Below are 11,289 nucleotides of genomic sequence, written 5' to 3'. Positions count from 1 at the left end.
AAACCATATTCTTTTAAGAATCCGATTGCAGTTGCAGAATCAAAGTCATATTGATGTTTCATTGGCTCCATTGGTTTTGGCTCTATAAAGAAAGTTCCTTTAAAACCTTGTGCTCTTGCATAATCTCTTGCCATGGTTAAAAACTGACCCATGTGGTCTAATTCGCGTCCCATGTCTGTGTTTAACAAAGACATATAACCTTCTCTTCCTCCCCAAAAAACATAATTCTCTCCACCTAATTTAATGGTTGCATCTAAAGCCAATTTTATTTGACCTCCTGCTCTGGCAACTACATTAAAATCTGGATTTGTAGAAGCTCCATTCATATAACGTGGATTCGAAAAGCAGTTGGCTGTTCCCCATAATAATTTTACACCACTTTCTGCTTGTTTCCCTTTGATGTAATCTGTAATGGTATTTAATCTTGCTTCAGATTCTGCAAAGGTTGCGCCTTCTTGAATTAAGTCATAATCGTGAAAACAGAAATAATCGAAGCCCATTTTGTTGATGAATTCAAAAGCGGCATCTGCTTTGTCTTTTGCTGCTTGTACTGCGTCTGTAGATTGATCCCAACCAAAATTTTGTGTTCCTGGACCAAAAGGATCCCCTCCTTGTCCGCAGAATGTATGCCAGTAGGCAATTGCAAATTTAAAATGCTCACGCATTGTTTTTCCTGCAACTACTTGTTCTGGATTGTAGTATTTAAAAGCCATTGGATTGTCTGACTCTTTACCTTCGAATTGAATTTTGTCGATTCCTTTAAAATATTCCATATTGATATTGTTTAATTGTTTATGCGTGTAATTGTGTAATTGTTCTATGTTACTTTTGCGTTAGGGATTGAAGCATCTGTTTGAGCTCTTTTTTACTTTTTTTAAGTAAAAAAAGCGAGTGCGTAAAGCCCGACCTTTTTAGGGAACGCCCAAAAATTATTTATTTAAAATGAGTTCTAATTCTTTTTTCCAATTTTGATAAGCTTCTAAATATGGTTTTTTGTCTTTAAATGGCATAAATGTCATTACATGATCATTATCCATAATTGCTTTGCCGAAAGACTCAAAATCGCCTTTGTGCAAGTTTGCGGCTCTTGCTGCGCCAATTGCGCCGGTGGTGTTGTAAATTTCAATTTCTTGCTCTATTAAGGTTGCTACTGTGTTGGCAAATATTTCTGAACGGAATAAATTATCGTTTCCTGCTCTCATTACCGTTGGTTGAATTCCGTCTGATATCATGATTTCCATTCCGTACACAAAAGAGAATGCAATGCCTTCTAAAGCGGCTCTGCACATATGACCTTTATGGTGATTATTGAGGTTCATGTTTACAATTCGAGTACCAATTTCTTTATTATTTAGCATACGTTCTGCGCCGTTACCAAAAGGAATTAAACAAACGCCATCTGATCCTACAGGAATTTCTGAGGCAAGATTATTCATTTCTTCGTAAGAAGAAACCGCTAAATTATTTAGCAACCAGCGGTATTGAATTCCTGCGCCATTAATGCACAACAATTTACCAATTCTTGCAGCTGCTCCTTTTTTATAATTTACGTGTGCAAAATTGTTTACTCTAGAACTTTCTTTGGCTGATAAACTATCGGTAACTGCATATACAACTCCTGATGTTCCACCAGTTGCAGCAACTTCACCCGGATTAAATACGTTTAAAGACAATGCATTATTGGGTTGATCTCCAGCTCTGTAATAAATGGGAGTTCCGGCTGCAATTCCGCTTTCTTTTTCTCCATTTTCATCAACTAAAGATTGAACACTAAAAGTGTCTACAATATCTGGAACTAAATTTTGAGCAATACCATAATGTTCTAATAGAAAATCTGCAACGGTATCTTTTTTGAAATCCCAAAATATCCCTTCTGACAAACCAGAAATTGTGGTGTTTATTTTGTTTGAAAATTTATAAGCCACATAATCTCCCGGCAACATAAATTTGTAAATCTGATTATAGATGTCTGGTTCGTTTTCTTGAACCCATTTTAATTTTGACGCGGTAAAATTTGCTGGTGAGTTTAATAAATATGAAGCACATTTTTCTTCGCCAATCTCTGCAAAAGCTGTATTACCTGTTTCTACAGCTCTGCTATCGCACCAAATAATACTTTTACGAAGTGGATTTCCTTTTTTATCTACTAAAACCAAACCGTGCATTTGATACGAAATACCAATCCCCTTAATTTGAGTTCTACTTATATTGTATTCTTTTTTTAACTTGGTAATAGCGTTGCAAATATGCAGCCACCAATCGTTTGGTTTTTGTTCTGCCCATCCATTTTTTTGAGCAAACATGCCCATTTCTTCTTTGGGTTCTTGAACAACTCCTAAACTTTTACCAGATGCTATTTCTACTAAAGCCGCTTTTATGGAAGAACTTCCAATATCTAATCCTAAATAATACATAATTTATAATGATTCTCTTACTATTAATTTTGTTGGAACGTAATACTGCATTGGTTTTTTTTGCATAACAAATTCTGCTGCTTTGGTTCCTAATTCTTTAAAAACTTAATTGTTTTATTTTTTTCAACACCATTAATTTTAGCAAAATAGATACCTTGACTTAATTGACTTAAATCAATTTCCTCTTCAGAATTCAATAATTGTTTAGTTATTAAAATCCTACCATTGGTATCATAAATTCTTAAAACGGTATTTTGTGCATTGATTATATTTACAGAAGATGCCGTAGGATTTGGAAACAATTTTAATGAATTATTTGATTGATTAAATGCCTCATTAGAAAGGGTATTTAAACAACCACCAATCGAAATATCTTGAATTGATTTTCCTCCACCATTATCATCTTGACCGTAAATAGCAACTCTATAGCTTTTGGTAAGATCAAAACCCTCTGAAATATACCCAGATGCTTCTTCAACCTCATTTATAGAGTAAATCCAAGCTCCATTTTTACCGATTTCAAGAGTTATTTCAGTTGACTCGTTAACTATAAATGAATTTGAATCATCTAGATTTTCCGCAATAGATGCATTTGTAAAATTAAGTCCTCTCATTGCTGAACCTTGATCTTCTGTCAAATTTATTCCAAGGCTGTAAATACTTGTATCTTCACCAAATGGGTTGAAACCTGCATAAGTTGCCAAATCTGTATCATCAGATATTAAACCAAAAGAAAAATTATGGCCTAAATTATCGTTTATATCACCAGTAGTATACTTTATTTTTAAAATAAATCCATCATCTGATTGGTAAGATTTTGTTGAATATAATAACGATCTAAAACTAAAATTTACACCATTATTATTATAAGTATATTCACTTGAATCAGTAGAATTATTAAGTACCCAATTTGCTCCACCTTTAATTGAATTCACCTCCATATCTATGCTAACCTCATCACCATCAACACTATCACATCCTCCCCAAACTTCTCCATTTTCCGTTTTAAAGGACCAAACATCTCCTTGAACAATAGATCCATCCTCTAATTTGCTATCTACACGCCAAAAATATGTTTCTAAACTATCAAAGTCATCTATGTCAAGAATATTATTAGGTTGACTGCCCACCAAAGTGAGGTTGTTAACAGAAGTACCAAGATACACTGAATAAAAATCACTATCTAATGCTCCAAGCCACATTAAATCTGCATCTATCAAAACATCTGTAGAACCATTAGGAGGAACTGGTATAGATGCTTTTTCAAGTTTTCGTCCACCAATAAAATACTCGGTACCACCAAATTCATAAGCTCCAATATCTGGAGCCGAACCAACGTAACCCTCCGTAACATCAACCTCTACTCCATCGATAGTACAAGTAACTGGTACTCCTTGGTCAATAAGTTCAAAAGCATCTGCTCTTGGACGAAAATCTAAATTATCTGGATCACGCAATAAATCTCGCATACTTCTACTATTGTTATTAACGGATTCAGGATTATAATTATTGGCATCATCTCCAGCCAGTCCCCAGTCGTATTTCGCACGATCATAGGCTTCTCCAGCCGCCCATGGACCTCCTTCTTCAAAATAATCAGGTTCTACTGCTTCCTGTATAAAATCTGTATAATAATCAGCTGAGTTTCCACGAGAAATGGTATTTGCATTACCTCCTTTACCTACAGATATATCTAATGATGTGTTAGAACCAACCACGATGTTATGATAAACTTCATGTTGATCGCCTTTTAGACGAAATGCGTGAATTCTTATGGGATCATTTGATATGGCAACATTGCGATAAAAATTACCACGAGCTGTTTTAACTTCGTCAATATTTGCACCGTCCCAGCGAAAGTCTCTTCTTCGATTATTGATAAACCAATTATAACGAGCTACCGATTCCCAGACGTCTTCTTCAGGTAAATACATCGATGAAACATCTCCCGCCCCCAAACAACAACGTGTGTGGTAATTATATTCCGCAACAATGGGACGTACCTCTGTTTCATTTGCACTATAGTTTCTTCCTAACGCGACAGTTTGGTTTGCCCCAGAAACTGAAACGGTATTGCGACGATATACAACATCCATCGAAAAATTAATACCTACAGCATGAGTATTACGACGTTTGCCCTCATAATTCCATTCGTTGGTTCTAATATAAGTAGTATGTCCAAAAAAACAATTTTCAATTGTAAGCTTGTCTGCATAGTCAGCTAGAAGTCCAGAACTGTCTGCATATTCAAACGAACAATTGTAAACCTTTACACTTTTGCAAAAATCTGAAGCATTACCTGAAAAATTAGCCGTATGTGAATGTGTTTCTGCTCCAAGTGCTCGTTCAGAAATTGAGTAATACTCTAAATTACAATTCTGAACTGTAATATAGTCTGAAGAATTAAAATCAAATGTTGATGCAAAAAAATCAAGCCCATCAATAACAACATACTTGGTACTAGCGTCTCCGGTAAAGGCAAAGGTTTGATTTTTTCCATAAATATCCAATCCGTTAGGATCAGCATCATTCTCAGCCCAAAAAGTAAGTTTTCTTGTAGACTCATCATAAGCCCATTCTTGGGCCATATCCAACATAACACGCTCAGCATTATCAATACCTCCTTCAAAGAAATAATTACTTTGGCCAGATTCTAATCTTATAGGGACATTATGTGAAAAATCTGAAGAACCTGCATTGTGAGCTGTTACCAAACGAGAAGATCCAAACTGACCTACACATCCTACAAAAGAGATACCAGTATCTGCAAGAATAAAGCCATTATGCCCAAGATCTGTTGCTTCTCCGTGTTCTACAGAAGATTTTCTAAGGTATCGACTATGATCCCATACATCATCAGAATAAGCCAATGCATTCGGATATCTAGCTAACGTCATAACTTTTTTATCAACAAATAATTGAGTAATATCTCCAATATCATTATCTAGCGTAGTTACATAGACATTACCAATTCCTGGAATATTTTCTATAGGCGTATTATTTCCATTTGGAAGACTGATAGAATTGGCAGTTTCAAGACTCCAAGTTGTTTCTATTTTAACTCTACCATCCAATATAACTTTTTCGTCTTCATAAGAAGTGATGGTTATTGGAGAACCATCTTGTCCTGCAATGTTAGCTAAATTAACAGATTCATGGTATGAGCCACCACGAATAAAAATAGTGCTACCAGGCCCTGATTGAGCTAATGCGTGCTGAATAGAAGCAAACGGTTGTATTAGTGTTCCTGTATTTCCATCATTTCCAGTGGTGGATACATAAAAATCCTGAGAGAAGCATACTACTGGAGAAATTAAATATATCACCAAAATAACACCCAATCTAAAAAAATATGATTTCATATAATATAATTTATAGTCAATTCTTTAAAAATTTAATAATACTAACATTTTAACTCCACTTAAAGATAGAAGCTTTTATATTCTGATTTTTTTTAAATCGTTTATTTGCTCTCTAACTATCTTCAGTCATCAATCATTCTTTAAGAATATATATATCCATTTATTATAGGTTCTTGAACAACCCAAATACTTTTATTTGATTCAATTTCTATAAATACTACTTTTATAGATAAACTTGCTAATTCTATTTAATACAGATTTATAATGATTCTCTTACTATTAATTTTGTTGGAACGTAATACTGCATTGGTTTTTCTTGCATAACAAATTCTGCTGCTTTGGTTCCTAATTCTTTAAAATCTGTTGAAATAACTGAAATTCCTTTGTATATAAATTTTTTTGTTGGTGTTTCATTATAGGATAGAAAACCTACATCTCTTCCTGGTTCAAAATTCTCTGTTCTACATTGTTCTAAAAATACACCCAACATTCTATCGCTTGTGCTTAAATAAGCCACATTTTTTTCTACGAAAAAGGATTTTGGATTGGTAATTATTCTATACTTAAATTGAAAAAAATCGCAATACTTTTTAAAATAAGTTATGGTTTCTATTGGGTGATACGTATAGGTAGGATATAAAAAAACAAGCTCTTTATATTTTCTAAAGACATTTACAGCACCTTTTAAAGATTCAAAAAAAGCGTTCCCAAAATCCTGAAAGACATAATTATTTTTATCGCTTGAATGAATACTCCAATCTATTAATAATAGTTTTTCATTATCAATATCTGACAATACTGCAGGTACATCAATATGATTAAAAGGCATAACTACATATTTATAATACTTCCCTTTTGCATTGTTTAAAACTGTTTTAAAATTATCTATATTATAATGATGAAATTGAACATCAGTAATAATATTATCTGGTAGATTATTCACAAAAGAATGGTATAAAACTTCTTTATAAGCCTTAAAAGTATCTAAAAGTAATAAAACCCTTTTGGTATCATTGGCCACATAATAGCCTTTATTGGGTACAGATTCTATAACTCCATTTTCTTTTAAAATAGTATATGCTTTGAAAACCGTATCTCTAGACAACTTACTTGATTTACATATATTGTTAACTGATGGTAAAGCATCTCCTTTTTGTAAAAAATCTTTTCCTATGGCGGTATTAATAGCATTTACCAATTGCTGATATTTTGGTATATCACCTTGATGCTGTATTGTTATAGAAAATTTATTTTTATCCATACTGTTCTGTTCCGGTATGTAAAGATATAAAAAAATTATAAATGAAATTATATAATTATTAAAAAGTTCTATTCAATAAAAAAAATTAAACCATTATAACCGATTTTGTATAATTATACTTCCTGACATTTATCATTGTAACACCTACATCTGAATGGTACTTTTAAGGTTGAAACTTACACGGTGTAAAAGAAATTCACCCTTCAGAATTTAAACCTAAAAGGATATATGCCAACTAATTTATATATAATAAATGCCCAACATAAACTCCTTTTAATATTCTGAAATTAGAAATACATTGGTTAAAAAGCAATAGATTTTGTAAGTTGTGCTTATATAAAAATTTAACAAATATCAGAATGAACGAAAATTCAGAAAAAACTGATGATTATTTAAACAACAACCATTATATACATAGAAGTAATTGGTTAAGAGCCGCTGTTCTTGGCGCAAATGATGGTATTTTATCAACAGCAAGTATTGCTATTGGCGTTGCCGCCGCAAGCAACTTAAGAGATCCAGTTATTTTAGCCACTTTAGCAGGGTTGGTAGCCGGAGCACTTTCTATGGCCGCTGGAGAATATGTTTCGGTAAGTTCTCAAACCGATGTTGAAAATGCAGATATTGAAAGAGAACGAATAGAATTGGAAGAAATGCCAGAAATAGAACTGCTACTGTTGGCAGAAATCTACGAAAAAAGAGGCCTAAAAAAAGAAACTGCGTTGCTGGTTGCCAAGGAATTAACTGCACACAATGCTTTAGCTGCCCATGTTAGAGACGAGTTAGGAATAAATGAAATTAGCCAAGCAAAACCTATTCAGGCAGCACTGGCTTCGGGTGCTTCGTTTATAGTTGGCGGATTTCTTCCTTTTTTAGTTGTACTTTTTTTTCCTTTAAAAAGTATGGAATATTCTCTGTATGGTTCTGCTCTTTTATTTCTAATTTTTTTAGGCATTTTAGCAGCAAAAGCAGGTGGATCTAGCATTAAAAAAGCAATTGTTAGAATTGTATTTTGGGGAACCGTTGCCATGGGATTATCTGCTTTAGTAGGTTATTTATTCAATGTGAATGTTGCATAACAAAATATTATGGTATTATAATCAGAAATCAATCTAATTGTTCTTATACAAACTTTATAGAAAATTGGCTATTTTATAAAAAATGGATTATTAAATTGGTTGTAATATTACTTAGAAACTACAGCCAATAAAATAGCTACGTAATGACATACAGCAGCCGCAAGTACAAAAAAATGCCAAACAGCATGGTTAAACGGATATTTTTTCCATAAATAAAAAACAACACCCAATAGGTAAAGTCCGCACCCAATTAAAATCATTGTAAGAATGTTTGTAGGAATACTTTCAAAAAAAGTACGTCCGCCAACAATCATAATACAACCCATTGCTATGTATATTAAGGTTGATATAACATTCCATTTTCCTGTAAAAAAAATCTTAAAGATAATTCCCAATGCAGTAAGACTCCACAAAACCGAAAGCAAAGAAATACCGAAAGAATTTTGCATATACATTAATAAAAAAGGCGTGTAAGTACCTGCAATTAAAAAATAAATACTAATGTGATCTAAAATTTCGAGTATCCGTTTTGTTTGTGCGTGTTGAAACCCATGATAAAGTGTAGAAAAAGTAAAAAGCTGTAAAAAACAAAAGCCATAAATTGCTGCACCTATAACGCCCACATTATTATCACTTTTTATAGCAAAGGCTATAAGAATAGGAATACTTACAATTCCAAAAATAATTCCGAAGCCATGTACAATACTGTTTACAAGCTCTTGTTTAATTTTTGTGGTTGAATTTTGAGCTTTCTTAAACATATCTTGGTAAGAATTATTGTTCTATTGTCTTTTTGTAAATTTACTCAAATCCTTGCGTCCGTTTGTACTTTTGATTATAAATTTTGATGCTAAATTATGCTTTTTTTAGACGGTTTATAAATCTTAGTAACAAATTCAATTGGTTCAGCTATTGGCATTATTTGAGATGTTACTTAAGAACTAAAACTAGGAAAATTAAAAAGCATTTCTAAACCTATTAACTTAACGTTTTTCCTTCTTTAATGTACTCTCTCTTAATTCCTTCTAAAATAACAGATTCTTTAATTTCTGTATTTCCAGCAGCCAATGTTTGTAGACAAGTATAATGCACAACATTCACAATATTTGCCCCCGTAATAGTGTATTTTTTTGACAAAGACTCTAAAGATACACCTGCTTCTAATGGGATGTTTTTGGGCAAGTTATTTTGCCACAATTTTAAACGCTCTAAATGTGCAGGAATTTCAAACTCAATCATAGCATGAAAACGTCTTGTAAACGCTGTGTCTATATTATTCTTAAAATTAGACGCTAAAATTACCAATCCTGGATGCGCTTCTATACGTTGCAATAAATAAGAAACTTCCTGATTTGCGTATTTATCATGCGCATCTCTAACATTGGTTCGTTTGCCGAAAATAGAATCTGCTTCATCAAAAAACAAAATCCAATTTTTATGAATGGCTTTATCAAATAAACTGGACAGATTTTTTTCTGTTTCACCAATATATTTAGAAACTACCATAGATAAATCTATTCTATAAACGTCTCTTCCGGTTTCCTTTCCTAACAATCCGGCGGCTAAGGTTTTTCCTGTTCCCGGAGCGCCATAAAACATTACTCTATAACCTGGTTTTAGAATGCTGCCCATATTCCATTCATTCATTAACGTCTCATTATGTGCTAACCAAATTTTAATTTCTTGAATTTCTTGTATTGTTTTATTTTTTAATATTAAATCTTCCCATTCCATTTTTGTTTCTATTAAACTTGCAGGAAATTCTTGACTTAATTGAGGTTTTAAAATAGCGCCCGTTGTTAATAATGATAAATATTCTTCATCTATCAATAATTTACCGCTCATTTTAGGTTCTCCAACAGGTACTTTTTCTAGAGATAATATTTTTTTATTGAATAAAAATGAATCAAGCTGAATGAAAGTTACACCTTTTAAACGCGCTTCGATATCATTACCGTGCAAAATGTATAACGCCGTTTCTGCAGTTGGTAAAATTCCACGATGATTTTTTCCTTTTACGCCACCAAATTCTGGAAACTCACCTCCATTTGGGAAAAACGCTGTTAAAATACTATTTAAAAAGCTAGGGTCTAATTGCGGAATTAAAGACAGTAATAATAAAATAATATCTTCCTTTATCAAATTATTTTTTTTGATAAATTGAGCTAAATAGGAATCATTATCAACTAAATCTAACTCGGAAATAAGATAAATTTCTCCGGTTAACTCTTTTGCCAAACGATACTTAATAGCGGCTTCTAAATAACTAAACAAAGGTTTAATTGAGGTATTTATTATTTTGTTACCATCCATAGATTTACTTTCTAATTTATGAAATTACACTATTTATAACACTTTCTAAATCTTGATTATCATGTGTAAATTGCTGCAACCAAGTACTTGTATCATTATGGTCTAAAAAACTATTTAATGCCGCTCTAATTGCAATACGGTTTTGTACCGGAACATCTTCTATAACTTCTGTTAGATTGTCTATAAGCTGCAATGGAGTTGCACTTTTATCACTCAATTTAAAAGCAATTTTACCTGTTAAATCTAAAAATTTTAAATAATTTACTTTGGTTGTTATAGGTGTGTTAATGCCAAGTTTAGCAAACACTCTACTTACTCCTCCAGAAGTTTGTGGTCCCCAAAACCCATCCACTAAAATATTTTCTTCATAAATATGTTTTAACACCAATTGAAGATATAAAGTTTCAGATTTAGAACTTGTATTATAATCTACAGCAACACTAGTATCTACATGCCAATGATCTTGATGGTTTGGATAAAAATAGTTTAAAACAATACCAAAATGCTTTCTTAAAAAAGATTCTATACCTAAATATAATTCTTTTTGATGCACAAAATTAAGCGTAATTAAAGTATCATTTCCCCAAAAAATAGCATCTAAATCAAATGCTGTTCCATGCCCATGTTGTCCTGGTTTATCTACAAATATACCTGCAGTTGTAATAACTTCTGGTTTACCTAAAGGGCAATTATCAAAAATTTCTTTAAATGCTTTCTGCAGAATTATTAAAAACGATTCGTCTACAGAGAAATTTCTTTGCATCCCTCTTGTTCCGTAAGGATGGTTGGTTAATCTTGCATAATGTAAGGGAATTCCGTTTATTTTGTTAATTGTTTTCATTAGATTTATTTTTAATAAT

The 11,289-nt window shown here is 32.4% G+C and carries 7 protein-coding genes and 1 pseudogene; 1 reads left to right on the top strand and 7 read right to left on the bottom strand.

Annotation, left to right across the window (positions count from 1 at the left end; genetic code table 11):
* The 4 genes and pseudogenes from ACSHW5_RS10650 to ACSHW5_RS10635 all read right to left on the bottom strand — a co-directional run.
* A pseudogene (locus tag ACSHW5_RS10650) lies at nt 1-773 on the bottom strand (xylose isomerase); the annotation flags it as partial.
* A gap of 156 nt (nt 774-929) precedes the next feature.
* Nucleotides 930-2,414 carry a xylulokinase gene (locus ACSHW5_RS10645; protein ID WP_435676115.1) on the bottom strand — a complete coding sequence of 495 codons (1,485 nt, stop codon included), beginning with the start codon at nt 2,412-2,414 and terminating at the stop codon, nt 930-932.
* Nucleotides 2,415-2,503: 89 nt separating this feature from the next.
* Nucleotides 2,504-5,776 carry a T9SS type A sorting domain-containing protein gene (locus ACSHW5_RS10640; RefSeq protein ID WP_435676114.1) on the bottom strand — a complete coding sequence of 1,091 codons (3,273 nt, stop codon included), beginning with the start codon at nt 5,774-5,776 and terminating at the stop codon, nt 2,504-2,506.
* Nucleotides 5,777-6,035: 259 nt separating this feature from the next.
* A complete protein-coding gene (locus ACSHW5_RS10635; RefSeq protein ID WP_435676113.1) occupies nt 6,036-7,037 on the bottom strand; it encodes a GntR family transcriptional regulator in 1,002 nt (333 codons plus the stop codon).
* A gap of 359 nt (nt 7,038-7,396) precedes the next feature.
* Here ACSHW5_RS10635 and ACSHW5_RS10630 point away from each other — a divergent pair, with 359 nt between their 5' ends.
* Nucleotides 7,397-8,116, top strand: a complete 720-nt coding sequence (locus ACSHW5_RS10630; protein WP_435676112.1) for a VIT1/CCC1 transporter family protein — start codon at nt 7,397-7,399, stop codon at nt 8,114-8,116.
* Nucleotides 8,117-8,223: 107 nt separating this feature from the next.
* On the opposite strand, the gene trhA is transcribed toward ACSHW5_RS10630, so the two are convergent.
* The 3 genes from trhA to ACSHW5_RS10615 all read right to left on the bottom strand — a co-directional run bounded on the left by trhA (nt 8,224) and on the right by ACSHW5_RS10615 (nt 11,270).
* The gene (gene trhA, locus ACSHW5_RS10625; RefSeq protein WP_435676111.1) at nt 8,224-8,877 is read right to left on the bottom strand and encodes a PAQR family membrane homeostasis protein TrhA; all 654 of its coding nucleotides are present in this window, start codon (nt 8,875-8,877) and stop codon (nt 8,224-8,226) included.
* Nucleotides 8,878-9,094: 217 nt separating this feature from the next.
* The gene (locus ACSHW5_RS10620) at nt 9,095-10,429 is read right to left on the bottom strand and encodes an ATP-binding protein (protein ID WP_435676110.1); all 1,335 of its coding nucleotides are present in this window, start codon (nt 10,427-10,429) and stop codon (nt 9,095-9,097) included.
* A 16-nt stretch (nt 10,430-10,445) separates the two neighbouring features.
* Nucleotides 10,446-11,270 (bottom strand): hypothetical protein, encoded by an 825-nt coding sequence (locus ACSHW5_RS10615; protein WP_435676109.1) that lies wholly within the window; start codon nt 11,268-11,270, stop codon nt 10,446-10,448.
* Nucleotides 11,271-11,289: the final 19 nt, after the last annotated feature.

This window comes from Polaribacter sp. (assembly GCF_051251875.1).
In the GTDB taxonomy this organism is placed as follows: domain Bacteria; phylum Bacteroidota; class Bacteroidia; order Flavobacteriales; family Flavobacteriaceae; genus Polaribacter.
Note: the sequence above shows the minus strand (reverse complement) of the source record. Positions and strands in the feature narration are given on the sequence as shown.

Coding starts and splice junctions, on each gene's coding strand:
- ACSHW5_RS10620 (WP_435676110.1), bottom strand. CDS start 10,429: ATGGATGGTAACAAAATAATAAATACCTCAATTAAACCTTTGTTTAGT.
- ACSHW5_RS10615 (WP_435676109.1), bottom strand. CDS start 11,270: ATGAAAACAATTAACAAAATAAACGGAATTCCCTTACATTATGCAAGA.
- ACSHW5_RS10640 (WP_435676114.1), bottom strand. CDS start 5,776: ATGAAATCATATTTTTTTAGATTGGGTGTTATTTTGGTGATATATTTA.
- ACSHW5_RS10630 (WP_435676112.1), top strand. CDS start 7,397: ATGAACGAAAATTCAGAAAAAACTGATGATTATTTAAACAACAACCAT.
- trhA (WP_435676111.1), bottom strand. CDS start 8,877: ATGTTTAAGAAAGCTCAAAATTCAACCACAAAAATTAAACAAGAGCTT.
- ACSHW5_RS10635 (WP_435676113.1), bottom strand. CDS start 7,037: ATGGATAAAAATAAATTTTCTATAACAATACAGCATCAAGGTGATATA.
- ACSHW5_RS10645 (WP_435676115.1), bottom strand. CDS start 2,414: ATGTATTATTTAGGATTAGATATTGGAAGTTCTTCCATAAAAGCGGCT.